The 18,242-nt window shown below is 43.8% G+C and carries 22 protein-coding genes; 3 read left to right on the forward strand and 19 right to left on the reverse strand.

From position 1 onward, the window contains the following. Position 1: 1 nt before the first annotated feature. Complete coding sequence (gene hemE, locus NSS66_RS02585; protein ID WP_023987997.1) at positions 2-1,072, reverse strand: uroporphyrinogen decarboxylase; 1,071 nt, start codon at positions 1,070-1,072, stop codon at positions 2-4. Positions 1,073-1,305: 233 nt separating this feature from the next. On the opposite strand from hemE, the gene NSS66_RS02590 reads away from it, so the two are divergent. Continuing rightward, entirely contained in the window at positions 1,306-2,535 is a 1,230-nt protein-coding gene (locus tag NSS66_RS02590) for an MFS transporter (RefSeq protein WP_053325151.1), read from the forward strand. A 112-nt stretch (positions 2,536-2,647) separates the two neighbouring features. Here the strand turns inward: NSS66_RS02590 and NSS66_RS02595 are convergent, their stop codons facing one another. Further along, on the reverse strand, positions 2,648-3,292 hold the full coding sequence (locus NSS66_RS02595) for a class I SAM-dependent methyltransferase (RefSeq protein WP_160789850.1): 645 nt from the start codon (positions 3,290-3,292) through the stop codon (positions 2,648-2,650). A gap of 157 nt (positions 3,293-3,449) precedes the next feature. Here NSS66_RS02595 and NSS66_RS02600 point away from each other — a divergent pair, with 157 nt between their 5' ends. Together NSS66_RS02600 and NSS66_RS02605 are read left to right on the forward strand one after the other, a co-directional pair. Further along, positions 3,450-4,610, forward strand: coding sequence for a THUMP domain-containing class I SAM-dependent RNA methyltransferase (locus tag NSS66_RS02600; protein WP_023987994.1), 1,161 nt, complete (start codon positions 3,450-3,452; stop codon positions 4,608-4,610). A gap of 188 nt (positions 4,611-4,798) precedes the next feature. Beyond that, positions 4,799-6,781, forward strand: a complete 1,983-nt coding sequence (locus NSS66_RS02605; RefSeq protein ID WP_053325150.1) for an LTA synthase family protein — start codon at positions 4,799-4,801, stop codon at positions 6,779-6,781. Between the two features lie 173 nt (positions 6,782-6,954). Here NSS66_RS02605 and NSS66_RS02610 read toward each other — a convergent pair whose 3' ends face one another. The 17 genes from NSS66_RS02610 to NSS66_RS02690 form a co-directional block, all read right to left on the reverse strand. After that, positions 6,955-7,224: a hypothetical protein gene (locus NSS66_RS02610; protein ID WP_023987992.1), complete on the reverse strand. Its 270-nt coding sequence runs from the start codon at positions 7,222-7,224 to the stop codon at positions 6,955-6,957. Positions 7,225-7,318: 94 nt separating this feature from the next. Further along, positions 7,319-7,540, reverse strand: a complete 222-nt coding sequence (locus tag NSS66_RS02615; RefSeq protein ID WP_007429791.1) for a DUF1450 domain-containing protein — start codon at positions 7,538-7,540, stop codon at positions 7,319-7,321. A gap of 23 nt (positions 7,541-7,563) precedes the next feature. Continuing rightward, positions 7,564-7,866: a heme biosynthesis protein HemY gene (locus NSS66_RS02620; protein WP_013309686.1), complete on the reverse strand. Its 303-nt coding sequence runs from the start codon at positions 7,864-7,866 to the stop codon at positions 7,564-7,566. 261 nt (positions 7,867-8,127) lie between these two features. Next, positions 8,128-8,394, reverse strand: a complete 267-nt coding sequence (locus tag NSS66_RS02625) for a hypothetical protein (RefSeq protein ID WP_023987991.1) — start codon at positions 8,392-8,394, stop codon at positions 8,128-8,130. A 135-nt stretch (positions 8,395-8,529) separates the two neighbouring features. Next, positions 8,530-9,750 (reverse strand): M14 family zinc carboxypeptidase, encoded by a 1,221-nt coding sequence (locus tag NSS66_RS02630; protein ID WP_339201797.1) that lies wholly within the window; start codon positions 9,748-9,750, stop codon positions 8,530-8,532. Positions 9,751-9,870: 120 nt separating this feature from the next. Then, positions 9,871-10,680 (reverse strand): glutamate racemase, encoded by an 810-nt coding sequence (gene racE, locus NSS66_RS02635; RefSeq protein ID WP_023987989.1) that lies wholly within the window; start codon positions 10,678-10,680, stop codon positions 9,871-9,873. Between the two features lie 208 nt (positions 10,681-10,888). Then, a complete protein-coding gene (locus NSS66_RS02640; protein ID WP_068940242.1) occupies positions 10,889-11,212 on the reverse strand; it encodes a YtxH domain-containing protein in 324 nt (107 codons plus the stop codon). A gap of 96 nt (positions 11,213-11,308) precedes the next feature. Next, positions 11,309-11,956 (reverse strand): helix-turn-helix transcriptional regulator, encoded by a 648-nt coding sequence (locus tag NSS66_RS02645; protein WP_028542843.1) that lies wholly within the window; start codon positions 11,954-11,956, stop codon positions 11,309-11,311. An 8-nt stretch (positions 11,957-11,964) separates the two neighbouring features. Further along, entirely contained in the window at positions 11,965-12,405 is a 441-nt protein-coding gene (locus NSS66_RS02650) for a DUF86 domain-containing protein (protein WP_023987986.1), read from the reverse strand. A 24-nt stretch (positions 12,406-12,429) separates the two neighbouring features. Continuing rightward, positions 12,430-12,717: a Dabb family protein gene (locus tag NSS66_RS02655; protein ID WP_013309679.1), complete on the reverse strand. Its 288-nt coding sequence runs from the start codon at positions 12,715-12,717 to the stop codon at positions 12,430-12,432. 80 nt (positions 12,718-12,797) lie between these two features. Continuing rightward, entirely contained in the window at positions 12,798-13,223 is a 426-nt protein-coding gene (locus NSS66_RS02660; RefSeq protein WP_023987985.1) for a phage holin family protein, read from the reverse strand. A gap of 206 nt (positions 13,224-13,429) precedes the next feature. After that, entirely contained in the window at positions 13,430-14,566 is a 1,137-nt protein-coding gene (locus NSS66_RS02665) for a polysaccharide deacetylase (RefSeq protein ID WP_023987984.1), read from the reverse strand. Between the two features lie 514 nt (positions 14,567-15,080). Next, a complete protein-coding gene (locus NSS66_RS02670; protein ID WP_340958590.1) occupies positions 15,081-15,599 on the reverse strand; it encodes a hypothetical protein in 519 nt (172 codons plus the stop codon). 324 nt (positions 15,600-15,923) lie between these two features. Next, positions 15,924-16,196, reverse strand: coding sequence for a hypothetical protein (locus NSS66_RS02675; RefSeq protein ID WP_028542847.1), 273 nt, complete (start codon positions 16,194-16,196; stop codon positions 15,924-15,926). Positions 16,197-17,180: 984 nt separating this feature from the next. Then, on the reverse strand, positions 17,181-17,390 hold the full coding sequence (locus tag NSS66_RS02680) for a hypothetical protein (RefSeq protein WP_340958406.1): 210 nt from the start codon (positions 17,388-17,390) through the stop codon (positions 17,181-17,183). Between the two features lie 90 nt (positions 17,391-17,480). Further along, positions 17,481-17,753, reverse strand: coding sequence for a hypothetical protein (locus tag NSS66_RS02685; RefSeq protein WP_340958408.1), 273 nt, complete (start codon positions 17,751-17,753; stop codon positions 17,481-17,483). Next, positions 17,750-18,079 (reverse strand): hypothetical protein, encoded by a 330-nt coding sequence (locus NSS66_RS02690; RefSeq protein WP_340958409.1) that lies wholly within the window; start codon positions 18,077-18,079, stop codon positions 17,750-17,752. Before NSS66_RS02690 ends, NSS66_RS02685 begins: the two co-directional genes overlap by 4 nt. Between the last annotated feature and the right edge of the window lie 163 nt (positions 18,080-18,242).

Here is an 18,242-nt window from a genome sequence, read left to right on the forward strand (position 1 = left end):
ATCACCTCTTAACATTTCTAATGTATTCATTTTTTGACAAAACCGAGCGGGAATACTCATGTACATAATTAGTAAGCTCTCTTAGCTTATCTAGCGAGGCCTCAGGAAATAAACCATGACCGAGATTGAAAATGTAACCCGGCTCCAAAATGCCTTCATCTACAATGGTTTTCGCATACTGCTTGATAACATCGATTGGCGCAGTAAGCACATAAGGATCCAGGTTTCCCTGTACACCAAAACCGTTCCCCAAGCGACGACGTCCTTCAGGTATACTTACCCGCCAGTCCAGTCCAATCACATCGGCTTTTAACCCATTCAAGTGTGGGAGCAATTCACCAGAGCTTACGCCCGGAAAATAAATTTTAGGTACATCCAGATCAGATAGTTCATGGAAAATACGTGTGATAGTCGGCAGCACAAAAGTTTGAAAATCATAAGGCGAGAGCGCACCTACCCAGCTATCAAACAATTGAAAAGCCTTACCGCCATTAGCGATATGGGCTCGCACGTATGTAATAACCATGTCTCCTAGCTTATCCATCAGGCGATGCCACAGCTCAGGCTCTCCATACATCATCGCTTTGGTGCGAATATATCCTTTCGAAGGCCTTCCTTCTATTAAATAGCTTGCAATGGTAAAAGGCGCTCCAGCGAACGTAATCAATGGCACGTTTAGTTCACGGTCCAAAATACGAATCGTTTCCAAAATATGACCCAAATCGCGTTCCACATCAATCGGACGCAACTTGTCTACGTCTGCAGCTGACCGGATCGGATTATCAATAACCGGGCCAATATTTTTGACAATATCAAAATCAACCCCTAGCGAGGCTACCGGATTCATAATATCAGAATATAAAATTGCAGCGTCCACCCCAAGCTTGCGCACGGGCATCAAGGTCACTTCTGCGGCCAACTCGGGCTGGCGGCATATTTCAAGCAATGTGTATTTTTCTTTAATTTTGCGATACTCAGGGTCATACCTTCCGGCCTGCCGCATGTACCATACGGGAATATGATCCACAGCTTGCTTGCGGCAAGCGCGGATAAAAGTATCATTGTAGGTCATGACTTCAGCCTCCAGTTCGAATCATAAATACTATATTTTATTATGCCCTTTTTCAAGAGTCGTAACAACCGCAGCTCTCGAACAAACCATGACAAACCCATGACATTTGGATAAAGTTTCAATGAAGTGTGCTATACTAGAGAAATGGCTTTTTTAAAGCTCCGGAGAAGTTATGCTTTGATAAGTAGGATTTACAACAGGATGAGAATGGGCAGAAAGGAAGTGAAAGCACATTGAAAACGTGGGAGACGTGGGAGACGTGGAAAATCAATCTCATTGTGCTTTGGTTCGGTCAGTTTCTGGTCAATGCGGGTATCACGATGATTACTCCGTTCCTCGCCCTGTATCTGGCTCAGGACCTTCATGTGAAGGGAGAGCACGATATTGGTCTATGGGCCGGAGTTATTTTTGCCGCTAACTTTTTGACCTCATTTATGTTCCAGCCTTTGTGGGGCAAGCTGGCTGACCGATATGGACGTAAAGTCATGCTGCTTCGCTCAGGCTTTGGTATGGCTTTGGTCATCGGATGTATGGGTTTGGTCACCCACCCGTGGCAACTGCTGGCGCTTCGCCTGCTGAACGGTACGATTTCGGGTTTCAATCCGGCATCGATTTCCCTAGTGTCGGGTACCACTCCCAAAGAGCGAACCGGATTCGCTATGGGGATTATGCAATCCGGTCAGATGGCTGGCACGATTCTCGGCCCTCTGCTAGGCGGATTTTTGGCTGACTGGGTCGGATTCAGACCGATCTTTTATATTACAGGCGCTCTAATTTTTATAGCCTCGCTCATCGCAATGTTTCTGGTTAAAGAAAATTTCAGCAAAACGGAAGCCGCACGCATACCGCAAATTTCGGTTCTGGCCGGATTAAAGGAGCTAAGCCATACGCCCCAGCTTCCGGCTTTGTTCACCGTAACGTTTCTGCTCCAGTTTGCCATGATCAGTACGGTATCTCTGCTGCCATTATATGTGCAAAAACTGTATGGGTCGGCAGAAGGAATTGCGCTGATTGCCGGGTTCGTTACGGCTATTACAGGCGTATCCAATATGGTTGCTGCACCGCTCCTTGGAAGATTGAGTGACAAGATAGGGGCGCACAAGATCTTGACCATTGCACTGCTCGGAACGGCGGTTATGCTCATTCCGCAGGCTTTTGTCAATGAAGTATGGCAACTTGTCATTATCCGTTTTTTCATGGGTGTATTTATGGGCGGTCTGCTACCAAGCGTAAATGCGTTGATTCGCACGTATACACCGGAAGGAATGGAAAGCCGTTCTTTCGGCTTCAATACCAGTTCGCTAGCGCTCGGAAATATGCTGGGTGCTGTCATTGGCGGGGTGCTATCCGGGTTTATTGGCATCGAAGGACTGTTTATCATGTCAGGTGTCCTGTTAATCGTCAACATATTCTGGGTACGCATGAAGCTTTTTGATCGTAAGGCTACGCCTGATTTCAGGTAAGATAACCTTCGGGTAAGACAAGCCTGCCTTAACAGACAAGAACCACCTTGTTCACGCTGCCGTGGACAAGGTGGTTCTTTCTTTATATGTGGCTATACATGGGGAATGAACGCTATTTAACTCGAGCTAGCGCCAATCCATCGTACGCTGGCAAAAGCGTGCTGACCAGCCGCGGATCTGTTGCTATCGTTTCGTTAAAACGTCTCACGGCCTGGACGGCAGGGCCGTTCTTATCCGTATTCAGCGTCCGTCCGCGAAGGAAACAGTTGTCTCCCGCAATAATGGCACCCGGATTCGCCAGAGCAATCGCATATTCCAGATACACTGGGTAATTTTCCTTATCTGCATCAATAAAGAAAAAATCGAATGTTCTTCCCTCTTCCTGAAGTTCCTTCAAGCTGTCCGCTGCGGGTCCGATACGATATTCGACACGGTCACCGTATCCGTTGTTTTCCATATGTCGATGTGCCAGCGCTGCGTACGCTTCTTTCAGCTCCAGTGACACAATGCGGCCCTTTTCTCCCAGCCCACGGGCCAGACATAATCCACTGTAGCCGCCTAATGCGCCGATTTCCAATACATGCTGTGCGCCAGATACTTCAATTAGAAAGGTCAACAGTTTTCCGTAAGGATGAGCAACGGATACTTCCGGCATACCTTCTTTAACGATAGCCTCCCTAATACTGCACAGTGCTTCATCTTCTCGTACCAGCTGGTCTACATATTGTTCAGGCGTCATATTTGGTGTAATTTCCACGGTTCATCTCTCCTTCTTGCTTAATCATAGCGCAGGTTGGACGTGGTGTCCTTCGTAAATTTTTTACCTTAATGATTTGTCTCTTCGAGTACAATGACCTATACTATAGGGATTGAACCAAGCTTACATGATTATGGGGACGGAGTGAATACGTTTAATGACTCAACTGCAACTAATTGCAACTGCGCCAATGGGACTTGAAGCCGTCGTGGCCCGGGAACTCAGAGAACTCGGATACGAAGATCTGACCGTTGAAAATGGCCGCGTCGTTTTTACCGGAGATTATATGGATATATGCCGGTGTAACCTGTGGCTTCGCACATCAGACCGCGTGCTTATAAAAATGGGTGAATTTGCTGCAACTACCTTCGACGAGCTGTTCGAGGGTACCAAAGCATTGCCTTGGCAGGATTGGATTCCTGTAGATGGTGAATTTCCCGTAGAGGGACGTTCGCACAAATCACAGCTTAGTAGCGTACCAGCCAGTCAGGGAATCGTCAAGAAGGCGATTGTAGAGAAGCTCAAGGAAACCTACCACACAGATTGGTTTGCTGAAGATGGCCCTCGTTACGTCATTGAGGTCATTCTATTGAATGATCGTGCATTGCTGACACTTGATACGACCGGTCCAGGACTGCACAAACGCGGCTATCGTAAGCTCGTTACAGAGGCGCCTCTCAAAGAAACGATGGCTTCTGCTCTTATTCAGCTTAGTCGCTGGAGCCCTGACCGACCATTCTATGACCCATGCTGCGGTTCCGGTACTTTATTGGTCGAAGCTGCCATGCAAGCCTGGAACATTGCGCCAGGCCTGAGACGTACCTTTAACTCGGAAGACTGGCCTGTCATTGGCAGAGAATTATGGGATCAGGCTCGCGACGAAGCGATGGATTTGACCCGCGATGACATTCCTTTTGAGATTGCAGGTAGCGATATCGACCCAAATGCCATACAAGTTGCTGAGGCAGCTGTAAAAGCAGCAGGCTTTGCTAAAGACATCCCTCTTAAGGTAATGCCTGTAACTAAAGTCAGACTCGAAGGACAATATGGTGTGATGATTACAAACCCACCTTATGGCGAGAGACTGAGCGAGCAATCCGAGGTGGAAAAGCTGATCCGTTCACTCGCACGCACGGCAGCCGAAATGAAGACTTGGTCCTTCTTTGCCATCAGCTCCACCAAGCAATTTGAGCATTATTGGGGCCGTAAAGCAGACAAGCGCCGGAAGTTGTTTAACGGCCGTATTGAATGCCAATACTATCAGTATCTAGGCCCTCTGCCTCCGCGCCGCAAAGATACTTCGCCGTTGCAGCCTTAAATATGATGAAGTTTAGGCCAGGAAACGAACCCTCTGTTCGTTCTTCTGGCCTGATTTGTGCTGTATTTTCTTTACTTAATCATTGAAATGCGCGAGATGAGCGCTATAATAATTAAAGGCATTTCGGTTTTAACATTACGTTAATATGTATTTTATACTAGCCGAACATTTCTGCCGGAGGGGGTAAAGTGTTGGTTATTCGCACGTCCAGTGCAAGTCGCACTGGTAACACGTTCAGCAGAGTGCTGCTGTCTCGATATTTTGGATTAGGTCTGTTTTTTGTACTTATGATCGGCAAGCTCGTACTGATTCACTATAACTTGCATGCCCAAAATATTGACATGAATCCGCTGGATTATGTCATCGCTATTGGTTCTCTTTTACTTGTGAGCTTCTGGACCTTATGGCTACCACGTCGCGGACGTTTGATTGCTCTTGTGGTGCTCGATATTTTGCTCACCGCACTCATTTATTCCGACATGGTTTATTATCGGTATTTCCAGGATTTCATTACGATTCCCGTCTTACTTCAAGCCGGACAAGTTGACTCTCTGGGCGGAAGTATCGCATCCCTTATGTACTGGTGGGACATTTTCTTTTTTGCAGACTGGATTCTATTCATTCCGTATGTCATATTTGTGGCTTCGTTACGACGTCGACTTACAACGAATGATACTTATTTAGAAGCATCCCGAAGCTCGTTCACAAGGAGGTTCCTGCTTCGCTTCTCCAAAGGGGCATTGGCCTTCCTGATTGGCTATGTATTGACATTTGGGCCGATCAAATATTATACCTCCACGTGGGCAACTGGCATATTTGTCGGCAACTGGTGGTCAATGGCCTTGTACAACGTAACCGGATTGATCGGATTTCATGGATATGACATCTACCGTTATGGTCAAGATCACCTTGGTCCCCAGCCTACATTGGCTCAAGCAGAATCCGATAAGGATAAGGAATGGTTTAATCAGCACCAAAAGTTGCTTCAGGTTAAAAATGATCTATCTGGCAAGTATAAGGGCAAAAACGTGATGGTCATACAAGCTGAAGCGTTCATGAACTTTTTTATCGGCAAACAGATCAACGGTCAAGCGATTACGCCTAACTTTGACAAACTGACGAAGGAAAGCATGTATTTCAACAATTATTTTCACCAGACTGCGCAGGGTCGTACTTCGGACGCGGACTTCTCTACACATGCTTCGCTGCATCCGCTCCCTACTGGCTCGGTATTTATCCGTTATGCGGACCATAAATTCGATACGTTACCTTCCATTTTGAAGGATACTGGGTATAGTCCCAATGCGTTTCACGTGTACGATAGCAGCTTCTGGAACCGTTACACCATGTATAAGGCAATGAACTATGACAAGTTCTACAGTAAAAAAGATTTTAAAATAGATGAGCCACTGGGTTGGTCCCTAGGAGATAAATCCTTTTTCCGTCAAACGCTCAATGATCTCACCACCGAAGTTAAGCAGCCGTTCTACGCCTATATGGTCGGTATCTCCAGCCATCATCCGTACAACCTGTCACCTGACGCGGTAGATTTGGACGTTGGCGAGTTTGAAGGTACCATGTTCGGAGACTATCTGAAATCTGTCCATTATGTAGATGAAGCACTGGGCGAATTGGTAGATCAGATGAAGAAAGACGGACTGTGGGATGATACGATCCTGATGTTTTATGGGGATCATGACAATTCTATTAAAGACAAAGCACTGTATGAGAAGTTTTTAGGCAAGCCACTTACGGATCTGGACATGCAGAAAATCATGAATCAAGTGCCATTGCTTGTGCATCTTCCTGACGGAAGTCAGGCGGGCACGTATACGGAACCGGCAGGTCAGTTGGATCTGACGCCTTCCGTAATGCACCTACTTGGGATTTCTACAAAACCATATCATTTTATGGGAAACGATCTGTTTAGCGGGAAGCCTCGTATGGTTGTACTGCGTACTGGTGCTTTCACCGATGGACGAGTGTACTACATTCCATCTGAGGACGGTACATTCTCCAAAGGGACCTGTTACAACCTGAGTACAGGCCAGCCTACAGATGTTAACGCCTGCGGACCGGGCTATACCGAAGCTCTCAATCGGTTGAACATATCCGATCAGGTTATCACATACGATCTTATTCGCGAATGGGAACCACAAACAAAGAAGTAACTCCTTCTTTATCTAATAGACTTTCTGTGGGAGGTTGCTAACATAGCATCCTCCCCGAACTCTTTTAAGGATGCCGATCGCATACCCACCCTGTATATAACAAAAAAGCACGATCCATCAGCTTGTAAGTGCTGTGGATCGTGCTTTTTTATATGGATTGTCACTCGACTGCGCTAGGAACGCAACGTTTTTTTAGCTTGTTCAAGCCGTTGTACCTCTTCACCAAGCATGTCCTCTGCAACTTCTACTGAGTCGTCACCAAGGCTATCCTTTGCCTGCTGTATGGCATGTTCCGCATGAGTGCGAGATTGCTCCGCCTGTTCAATCAGTTGCTCAGCCGGATGTGACAATGCCTGAGAGACGGCATTGTGTAGCCTGTCCACCGAGTTTTGTGTTTGAGCTTCAACACTGTGATTGTCGAGATTAGAATCATATTGGGCCATGAGTCACTCCTCCTTCTGGGCAGTGGTCTACATCCATTAGCATGGATCAGAAGAAGGAGAACTATTCAAAAATTGCGAATGCTGCGTACTGGAACTATTTGATAAAGCGCGCAGCCTTCTCCAATACTTCATCCTCTGTGGCCGCACTCACATAACGTCCGTTCACATATACAAACGCTCGTTTCCCACAAGGACCGCAATACGATTTGCAGCCGATTTTGATCTCGGCATCTGGTGCCATCTTTTGCAACTTGGGCAAGATCGTTTTCAAGCGGATATGATTGCATTCATCACATACGCGAATATCATTGGCCATCTGTCATCCCTCCGAGCTCCGGCTTAGTGGTCGCCGTGATTACCTTGGGAAGGGTTAGTAATGACAAATCCTTCTTCGGGGAAGTACAAGTAATCAATTTTCACACCATCCAGCAGCGGCTGGCCGTTTTCCAAAATTACGTCAATGCCTTTATCTGTAGATACGACAGTATCTGTTTCTTTAGGCGTGTCCAAATCCAGCCCGTAATGAGCATGATCTCCATGAGCATGAGTAATAACAACGCGCAGGCTCTTCCCTTGGTTCTCTTCCTTATCCAGTTCAAGTTTCAATACTTTAGCTGCGTTACGAGTAATTTTGCAGTTCATCAAACTTCATCTCCTTCATATTCATTAAATGAAATGTGGTTCATTGGATACATATCCACACCACACAACCTAGCGGGTAAAATCAACAACTCAAATAATTAGCCTCTATCCCAGAGGGAAAGAGGTACTACGGCAGCACAGCTGCGTCTGAAACATCATCATGAGCCGATAGACCACAATTATATTCAGCATAGCAAAAGGCAATATTCCTATTGTAAAGAAAATCGTGAAAAATCGCAATCACGAAATTCATAAGCTTATCTACCGAACACGTACATGCTGTTTTTCAAGCACATCTGGATATTTTCGTTCGGCACGGGTGACAAACCAATTCATAAGCAATAGCGTCACACCAATATCGTCGATGGGCATAAATGGCATGACATCAGGTAATACCCAATAGAGCAATACAGGCACCGCAAAGAGTAACTTTTCTCCCAGCGGAATCCTTGATGAAGTAATAAATCGGGGCATACGACGAAATACATGTGACCATTGACGGAGAGATAGTAATCTTTTCCACTTCATAGTTGTTCACTCCATTTCCAATGCTCCTAAGTATATATACCCCATTGAAGGGACATGTAAAGAGGAACACTTATAAAAAACGTGTTCCTCCTAATACGCGCAAATGATTCGATACGTTTCAGTAGGCCGAATTTTTCACCATGACAGCACTGTTGCCATTAACATGCCCACTTCTGCTGCAATATCATCGTAATCACGCATGGGCAGCGGATTTACACCTAGACCGACTTCAACGGTAAACCCTGGTTTACCAAATCGCTGTATAAACCAATCCTTGTACCCTGCATCGCTCCCACCCAGCTTTACCGCCCGGTACCCTGTTGCGGCAGCTAGCCGTAAGGCCCAATCTCGGCTCTCCTTAGGCTCTAGATCCCGATAATTCCAATAGATCTCCTGTCCCTGACTGTGTATGGATAACACCATGTCGAACTGTTCGCGCTCCGTCAGATCGGCAAGCGCCTTGGACTCTGGTTCAGACAAAGGTGCAGGTCCTGCATAGTCTCGTCGAGACGGACCTATTTTACCGCGTCTGCGTACCTCTTCTTCCCAATATGCCGGAAATTGATCGTTGAGATCGACACCACGAATATTGGCCTTCCAACCGCGATAATCAGCACGTCCTTCATTCCACTTTTTGAGATCATGATACAACGGATGAGTTGGGAGTACACCTTGTTGCACCAGCTCTACCCCATCCGGGTTGACCATCGGAACCACCCATAGGGATGTATGCTCCAGCAAATCCTGCGGAGAACCTCCATACACCCATTGAGAGGTCCCTATATGTTCTTCAGTCCCATCGATCCCTTGTGCATATTGCTCTATAAAACGCAGCAAACAAGGCGTCGTCAGCCATTCATTAGCATGAACAGAAGCATTGGCATGAATTTTACGGGTTCCCTGCCCAATACGTACATAAGGAATATCCTTCCCCATGACACTGGTGCCAATGCTGCCAACTTCAATAAACGGATATCTGAGGGCCAAGGCCGCTAGGTCTTCCTTTAAATCTTCATATCCATATTCTCCACGTAATCGTACAATCTGATCCTGATGGTCTTCAGGAATAACAATAGTTTTTCCTTCCGTAAAATCATGCTCCGCAAGTCCTGGATTGGCTAGCCGTAACTCATCAAGCTCCACACCAAACTGCTTGGCAATCTGTCTTGCATACTCACCAGGCTGAATAACGTATTTACGATCCGTAGACGGACGAATATATAACACTTGACCACTAATCAGATAGGGTTGCGTGGCGGCCCACGGATTATCTACGATCAAAGTATCCGCCGATAGTTTAAAAGCCGAGGCGACCCGGTGCAATGTATCTCCTTTTTGAACGATATATTCCCTCATCTTACTACGCCCCTTCCATCTGCCTTACTGCATGTTATGCAGACGCGGCGTGTCTTGATGTAGCGAAAAGCAAAACAACCGACTTCTTTTGTCCAATGACAAAAAAAGTCGGCTGTCTCGTTAATCCAAATTGGTGACTTGCCAGACGACAGGCGTTTGGCGAATTTGCTCCCCGAGCCACTGTGCGGCAATGCGCTGGAACAATTCAGGATCGCCGGAACAAAAAAGCTGATGCACCGGCGTTTCGTCCCCAGCTTCCAACTTGCCTTTGTTATACAAAATGGTACTCGTCTCACGCGCCGTTTCATCTGCCGAGCTAATGAGCTTTACTGCAGGCCCCATGACTTCTTGAATCGTTTCCTTCAAAAAAGGATAATGCGTACAACCAAGAATCAGACAATCAATCGGATACGTTTGAATAGGTCTCAATGTCTCCTCCACAACCTGCGATGTCGTCTTGGAGCGGAATAACCCTTGTTCCACCAATGGAACAAGCGCAGGACAAGCATGGCTCACCACGTCTACATAAGGAGACAATTGCTTGAGCGCAGCTGTATACGCTCCGCTTCGAATCGTACCGACAGTCCCAATCACCCCGACATGCCCGGTAGCCGTCGCGCTAATCGCAGCACGAGCCCCAGGGTGAATGACTCCGATCACCGGAATGGATACCTTTTGGCTTATATAGTCCAATGCCGCGGCAGTAGCCGTGTTACAAGCAATAATAATGACTTTCGGATCAAATTGAATCAGAAAATCAACCATTTGCTCTGTAAATTTTTTAACCTCTTCCGATGGTCGGGGGCCATACGGAGTGCGCGCAGTGTCTCCAAAATAAATGATTTTTTCCCGTGGAAGCTGACGCATGACTTCTTTTACAACCGTCAAACCTCCTACACCGGAATCCAATATTGCAATCGCTTGCTGCACGTACACACCGCTTCCTTTTTTGTTCAAATATGAGTTGTTTCATCTCGGAAAGCTATCCGTTGCTACATACCTTATGTCGTATTAATGTAAAAGGTACCCCAAAAGATTACCCTAAAACGAGGAAGTGATCAATAAAAAGGCTCCACCCCAACGGGAGAAGCCACGAATTCAAACCGTATTCAGTGTTTCACCTACGTTTTACAGACCGTTACAGAGCATCTTTTTCCGTATCTTCTTGAACAGTCGCTGATGAAATACTAACCTCAGGAATAATTTCACCCTTTTTACGCCATTGCCCAATTTCATGAATGACGGCTGAGGCTGTCTCCTTAATTTTGTCAGTATACTCAATTGAGGTGTCTGAAATTTTCCCCGCTAGCTCCTGTCCCTTATCACTTACGTTGCGCGCCTGATCTGTAATATTCTGACGCAGCTCACGACCAGACTTAGGGGCAAATAACAAAGCAGCAACCGAACCAATAATGCTGCCTGCCAACGCGCCTCGGATAAAACTTTTGCAGTTCTCCTTCATCATCATCTCTCCCTTGTGCCCGGGCGAATGCCCATCTGTTAGTGCATTATAAGCATGGAGAGCTTGTCATGATACAGAAAACAAGCCTGAAAAGTTTTACTTTTTTTTAGAGCGGATACGATACAGGCAACAACGGCCCCCATCCGCCAAACAATCCTCACGAACAACCTCGGCATCAAGCAGCTCCTCAAACATTTGCTGCTCGCATTCACAAGCCTTGCGGTAACGGCCTGCAATTTGAGAGATAGGACAATTGTATTCCACAATAGAGTAGCTACCATCCTCTTCCTCGTGCCACTCTGCCATATATCCGGAAGCATTCTGGATGCCCGAAAGCTTTTCCACACGTGAGGCCAGTGTAGTCTTCCCCTCCATGTGAGGGGCGTAGCGCTTCATCATTTTACGTTTTCTACCATCAAACAGCGAGTAAACAGCTTCCATTCCCTGTTCTTCATCCAGCTCCTCTAACAGTTCCAGTAACAGATGATCATAATTACGAGGAAACTGCTCGCTTCCCTGCTCGCTCAGACTGTATAAAAACGTCGGGCGTCCCATCGCCTGTCTCACGATCGTAGCCACGATCAGACCATCCTGCTCCATCAATTTGAGATGCCTGCGCACTCCCATTTCGGTAATGCCCAATTGAGCTGCCAAGCTTCCGACGCCCACAGGTCCCTGGGTTTTCAATAATGTCATGATCATGCGCCTAGTGGGCATTTCGGGTACGATATACTTATCCGTCACTTTTGCCTTTACACTCCCTCGGGCTGGGGACCCAATTCCTTATTTAAATAATCATGCACGTTAGATGCAAAAAGCTCCAGCAACCCAGGCAGCTTTGGTGTAAGCGGGTGAAGGCTTGTCCGGTCCCAATGGAAGTACTCCTGTACTAGGGGTTTACGTAAGCCTACCAGCTCTACTAGCGAATGAAATACGGTATCATCCAGTACACCCTCCTCATGAATGATACCGATAATATCCTCATAGCTACTAGCGTCACGCATAATAAATCCGTCGATGATATAGCTTCCTACGTCCGTTACCGTCTCAATTGCCAGATGAAGGCAGCGCTCCTGCACTAGCCCCTGCAACAGATCGCCGTTCCAGGCAGCAGAAGTCTGGCGAAGTCCGGCGACAATGTCGGGAACAGCCCCTAGTCGAAGCTCAATTTGTTCCCGGTTGACATAATACAAGGTCCTACACCTCCAGTAATCGCTTTAGATTTCATAATCAACTGCGATAGATACATCCTTTACTTCATTCATGTGTACAATAATTTCCTGGTGCACAGGATGTACCTGATACGTTTGCAAATCCTCCAGTGTTTCGACAACAGCGGTAAGGGAAATATCATAAGAACGTTCCGAACGAATCACATCCGTACCTACTTCGAGTGACAGCAGCTCTTTGATTTTGCCGTTCATGCTGCGCAAAATGGATGCCGTGTGCTCAATGCTTTCGGGGGAGCGGTCTTTCAATTTGAACAAAACAATATGTTTAATCATGCGTATAGGCTCCTTATCTTAAAATGTTCTCTTGAAAATTTTATCATAACGCCCCACATACGGAAAGAAACTTTGTAATTCTAGCGATCTTTTCCGCCATTTTTACCATCAGACTCCTTGTCCTTTAATAGGGCAAAAAAATTCTTGAGCTTCGGTGGGAGCGGCAGACCCATTCGTGAACAGTTTTCCGTAATAGAGATCAATTCATTGGATAAATAAAAATACGTTGTCGCCCCTTTCATGATTTCGGTACCCATCAGGAGATCCACGTGATGCGCCAAAGAAATTACCATTAGCATTAAAGCCTTTCTAGCCAGCCCCCAAAAGCCGGCTTTACTGCTTAAACCTTGCCCAGTCTTAATTGCTGCGGCGACTCCAGTCACATAATCAACAGCCATTGCAACCGTGAATAGCACCATTAGCTGATTCCAGCCGCCAAAGGCAAACGTAATAAGGGCTCCTGCGGTAGCGCAAATCATACTAAACATACTCGGATTAATATTCATACCTCTCCTCCTCTCGGGGCGGTTACTGTAATATATGCAGCGACGTGGTAACCCGTAAAGTCATATGACCTGTGCATAGACATGAATTCATAGATTCATATAAAGCATGCTGCAAACTTCACAATTCCGAGCGAATACAACAAAAAGACACCTTTTCAACCACTATATAATGGTTGAAAAGGTGCCTTTTCTTTCATGCTATTCAATTAACGATGATCATTCCAAAAATTAAGCGGAGTCAGGTTATCATTCAACGGCTCGAACGAATATCCTTCTTTCTGCAAAGCGGCCATGATTTGTGGAAGAACCTTGATCGTAGATGGCTTATCATGCATAAGAACGACTGGTGTTCTGCCTTGCTTTTTCAATCTTCTAATATCACTTAGGACAGTCTGTACAAAATGCTCTGGATTTTTAGTATAACGCCAATCATTGGAATCGATATTCCAGTCCCAAATATGATAACCTGCACCCGTCAGTTGATCACGATATGCTTTCTTCAAATACGGTTTGCTGCCATAAGGTGTACGAATCAAAGAAGTGCGTTTTCCTGTAGCCTTAAATAAAATTTCATTATCCTGATTCATCTCTGCCAATGCTGCTGCCGGGGATGCATAGATTTTCTTCACCTGATGCGTCATCCCATGCAGGCCCAAACCATGACCCGCCTCTACCATTCTTTTCATCACTGCGCTATGTTGACGAATTTCAGGTCCCAGCATGAAGAAAGTAGCCTTCGCATTATATTTATCTAAAATATCCAGCAGCTGCGACGTATGCGCCGTAGGACCATCATCGAAGCTCAAATAAATCGTACGGCTGGATGATGAGGCAGTTCCCTTGTTGCCTGAATTGCTGGCTTTGCCCGGTTTGACAGCTGCATACTGTTTAATTTCTGTTGCGAATGTATTCAAAAACTGAGCATCAGACAAACTAGCATTTGCGTTCTGAATTCGATATAGATTACTTGTTGGAAGCGTAATAGTGAAGCCGAACGCATCGGTCAAAGTGCGAATTGGCACCATTGTACGATCTCCACGCTCGAACACATCCCCCTTGTTCAAATCCAGCGTAAAGCTGCGATTATGTCCAGTCAGTACCAATGTGTTGCCGTTGGCCGAAGTAGAAATCCCCATCTTTTGCCCTAATGTAACGATAGGAACATACAACTTATCATTTTTCATTACGGGCTGAATGGTATTCGAATCTAGCAACACATCATTGACCCCCAGCAAAGGAGCCTTCGCTTGTGCACTCGCCGTATTCGTATGTATACCTAGCAAACCCAAACAACAGATTGCCATCAAGCATACAGCCATCCATTTTGCATTTAAAAGCTTCATTCATTACACCATCCTGTGCTGTATTTTATAATGTGCGGGAGCTATCTCTAGCTTGTCTATGAAGTTATACAGACATGACGATATAGACATGGCAATATAGACATTCACTCAACATATAGAACATAAACGCGTATGAACCGACTGAACCTGACGTCTTTTCGTTCCCCCTATATATATTAATAGATTACCAGACTATAGTAGGTAAATATAGTAAAACAATTTGAAAACAATCTCGCAACCCCCCTACCAGAGAAGGTTACAAATTTGTGAATAAATTGGCCGGAGTTAATAAGAGTACACCGATTAGTAGATTCTTTTGATGGAACTAGAACCTACCAGAAGAAAATGAAGAGAAGGTATTTGGAGCAAGATACAGTGGTATCTGAAGATTTTGGGTTTCTAATAGACTATGGGATTGTCATAAAGGAGTATCATTCAACCCATTTACTTAATACTAGGTGTTGATGTAAAGAAAGACCTTGAGGATTGCCGCCCCCAAGATCTTTCCATTTGCCTATTCTATTAATGATACCTCGAACCTCTTTTTAACTTCATCCAGATAATTAGCAAGAAACAAATCCTTATTTGTAAATCCTAAATAATATTCGTAGTCTTCCTCATCAATAGACGAATAATATTCCTGATGGAATAAAACATTGAAATGTTGTTTAAAATCTGAACCCTCCTTAATGACAATACATCTAAATAAATTATCAATTTCAATTGCTTTAATAATTTCTTCTTTTTTCACCGCCGAAAACCACATTATTTTCGGCGGTGTCTGATTCGGTTCATCCCAATGAGGTATAGATTCCCCCCATGGCAATATCCACTCAGAATTCACAAAAACACACCTCTCTAAGATGAATTCCTGTGTATTTACATCAAATAAATCCATATTCCTTTCGTAAAAGGAAAATAATACAATTGAATCATTTTCAATAAATAAGCTTATCAAGTCAGCAATGTTCTCTGTTGACATATTATGCTTAATCACACCATAAGGCTGTTTAAAATTTATTTTCAAATTCATCATCCTATTCATTCGAAATAATAGTAATCCAATGTGGTTCTACCTGTCTTCGGGTCAATGTATTAAAAATGCATTGGAACATATTGATCAGGATCATAGATTTATTATCAGTCAAGAAGTTTTAATAAAAAAGACCACAACACGAAACTATCTGGTATTGTGTACAGGCATATTAGAGGAATATTATACGGGAGAAATGAGGGTTAAGTTCGTTTGGACTTAGCCGCCCCATTCATTCGACACTGGGTAGGAGTAAAGTAAGACCTTGAGAGGATTTACTCGTCTCAAGGCCGTAAACTACAGTGGGTTCTAGGTCAAATAATACTATTTAGAAATATCCACATTGATTCTTTTTAGCTGTATTGCCAAGTTCCAATTCAAAGGTTTGGTCTTTGATGAGCTAAACCAGTTAGCCCCCTCACTTAGCCACCTAATCCTATATTCTTCGATTGACTCTGGAATGTCCTTTGCATCATCATCAAATCCAGACTCAAATCCACAACAATTACATATTTCGTGAGTTGGAAAACCATGTTTATCCCATTGAGGATAATTCAACTCATTATAACCACAGACTGCACAAATATATTTACTCATAATGACACCCTCATACTCTTTATGGATTGGCTGTTGTAATTCCTCATGAAATAATTGTAACCGCATTTTGGTCACTACTTCCAAATTTAGGTTTATAAAGATTCCCTATGTGGTTAAATAATTCAAAATTCCACTTCAATACTTGTGCATTTCCAGCCTCTACATCATTAAAAAAACTCTAGCATCCATACCCTACCTACCGTTGTTATTTTCATCCAATGTTAGACAACTCATATTGATTCGGTACTTTTGTCGGTTTTAAAATCTCAAAACCCAGCCATCGCTACCTCCTTCGGTTGACACATTTTTCAAATGCAATTGTTCCCGACTGTTCCTCTGAAAAGGATTGATTAAGTCAATACGATATTCATATCCACTCTTTCTCCCTGAATAAAATCAAACTGTGCAATTCAATTCTTTTATTAACAATATAAAGCAACTACTATGCCAACAACTTATCCAAAAACTATTTATAAAAAGAATAAAAATTACAATATAAAACCATATAGTAAAACAATATCCATTAGTCTTTACGAGAGTTGATCTGAGTCTTGTATTAGTATCACCGGATTAATCGAATAGATTTTACCAGTAATGTTTCAAAAAAAATAATAAATTTAGTGATTTTAGTACATGGCTCGCAAATATTGAAGTTCTGTGGTACTGTCCCATAGCTCACCCGAGTAATGAAATGGATTGGATACCTTCTCCAGTGAAGAAGTTATATCTCGCCAAATGTCATAGTTATGTTACTAGACTTATAGAATTATACGGGGGCGTAAAAAAGCACCTGAAATCACCATAAAGAATTTCAAGTGCTTTATAATTTTGTTTTAAGTTACTCGTATAGTCGTCCTTTGCAGCTTTGATAATGACATAATATACACGCGTTGAAAACTGGTTATTGCTGAACAAGCGAGAATAGTCTTCGTTTGTGGTCTAATAAAGCCCCTTCTCGAAAAAAGGAATTTTTCATCTTCCTCATTATTTGGCTTCAGGAAAATTATCCTTGATTGGTGGAGTAGAGTCCCAGCTTATCAGTTTAATACGGTACTTATCAAATAATTCATTTGAATTGGAAAATTGAGTGTTAATAGTCCTTCCATCTTTTTTAATGATAAAGCCTTCTTGTTCAATAAATATAGAGTCAGCAACGGTTTGCTGATACTCGTCGGTGCTATCCAAATCACCCATATAGTACTCTGCAATCCCTGGATGATAGGATATTTCTATTCTACCATTTACTTTTAGTAAAGATAGAAATCTACCTCCACTGGATAAACTTTACTTCCACTTACGATATTTGCCGCGAGCTTCATTTGAACCAATGCCATCATATTCGCATATTAAAGTATCTTGAATAACCTTTCGTTGCCCGTTAATTTCATATTCCAAACGAAATGGAAATTTCCCATATGCGATTTCAGGATGTGAGGGATTGGGTTCTAATTGAATCCCTATGAATATTAGAAGCCAAGGTAAAGCAATGAACGCTATGATTGCAAATGCCAACAACAACGGAATGCTTAGAATTAACAATGTTTTCTTCACTTTCATTTATACCTCTTCTCCTGCAAAGCCTCTATTACTGAGCCCATTTTATGGTTTCTGATCATTTGCCAAGTCTTATATGCTTTAGAGTGCCACCACTTAATTTCATACTGCGTAGGTAAGTAAACCGTTTTTCCAGTGCCTACTTCACCCAAAGTCTTGTTCAAAATTTCGTCCTTAAATACATAATTCGTTGCTCTTGCAGTATAGTTCCTATCACTTAAACCATATTTACCTAGTGAAGGTACTGCAGGATTAATTGTAATGACATTTTTATTAGTCACTATAATCCTTACAATCGTAAGAGAAGAACATATTACCTCCATTTCCATTAATAATGTCACATTTTAATATATCGACACCTTAAACTTCCATTTTTATAGGCCAAATGGACCTTATTTTCCATAAACCGGTTAAGCCCATGGGATTAAAAGAAAATCAGGAGAGGAGTCACTTGCAAACCCCCCTTCGGGTATAGTAGTATGTGGTTAAAAA

This window comes from Paenibacillus sp. FSL R10-2748, assembly GCF_038005565.1.
GTDB classification, from domain to species: domain Bacteria; phylum Bacillota; class Bacilli; order Paenibacillales; family Paenibacillaceae; genus Paenibacillus; species Paenibacillus polymyxa_B.

Bases quoted from the DNA above. Each gene is read 5' to 3' on its own strand.
- hemE (WP_023987997.1), bottom strand. From the start codon at position 1,072: ATGACCTACAATGATACTTTTATCCGCGCTTGCCGCAAGCAAGCTGTG.
- NSS66_RS02600 (WP_023987994.1), top strand. From the start codon at position 3,450: ATGACTCAACTGCAACTAATTGCAACTGCGCCAATGGGACTTGAAGCC.
- NSS66_RS02610 (WP_023987992.1), bottom strand. From the start codon at position 7,224: ATGGCCCAATATGATTCTAATCTCGACAATCACAGTGTTGAAGCTCAA.
- NSS66_RS02615 (WP_007429791.1), bottom strand. From the start codon at position 7,540: ATGGCCAATGATATTCGCGTATGTGATGAATGCAATCATATCCGCTTG.
- NSS66_RS02620 (WP_013309686.1), bottom strand. From the start codon at position 7,866: ATGAACTGCAAAATTACTCGTAACGCAGCTAAAGTATTGAAACTTGAA.
- NSS66_RS02625 (WP_023987991.1), bottom strand. From the start codon at position 8,394: ATGAAGTGGAAAAGATTACTATCTCTCCGTCAATGGTCACATGTATTT.
- NSS66_RS02630 (WP_339201797.1), bottom strand. From the start codon at position 9,750: ATGAGGGAATATATCGTTCAAAAAGGAGATACATTGCACCGGGTCGCC.
- NSS66_RS02640 (WP_068940242.1), bottom strand. From the start codon at position 11,212: ATGAAGGAGAACTGCAAAAGTTTTATCCGAGGCGCGTTGGCAGGCAGC.
- NSS66_RS02655 (WP_013309679.1), bottom strand. From the start codon at position 12,717: ATGATTAAACATATTGTTTTGTTCAAATTGAAAGACCGCTCCCCCGAA.
- NSS66_RS02660 (WP_023987985.1), bottom strand. From the start codon at position 13,223: ATGAATATTAATCCGAGTATGTTTAGTATGATTTGCGCTACCGCAGGA.
- NSS66_RS02665 (WP_023987984.1), bottom strand. From the start codon at position 14,566: ATGAAGCTTTTAAATGCAAAATGGATGGCTGTATGCTTGATGGCAATC.
- NSS66_RS02670 (WP_340958590.1), bottom strand. From the start codon at position 15,599: ATGAATTTGAAAATAAATTTTAAACAGCCTTATGGTGTGATTAAGCAT.
- NSS66_RS02675 (WP_028542847.1), bottom strand. From the start codon at position 16,196: ATGAGTAAATATATTTGTGCAGTCTGTGGTTATAATGAGTTGAATTAT.
- NSS66_RS02680 (WP_340958406.1), bottom strand. From the start codon at position 17,390: ATGGGTGATTTGGATAGCACCGACGAGTATCAGCAAACCGTTGCTGAC.
- NSS66_RS02685 (WP_340958408.1), bottom strand. From the start codon at position 17,753: ATGAAAGTGAAGAAAACATTGTTAATTCTAAGCATTCCGTTGTTGTTG.
- NSS66_RS02690 (WP_340958409.1), bottom strand. From the start codon at position 18,079: ATGGAAATGGAGGTAATATGTTCTTCTCTTACGATTGTAAGGATTATA.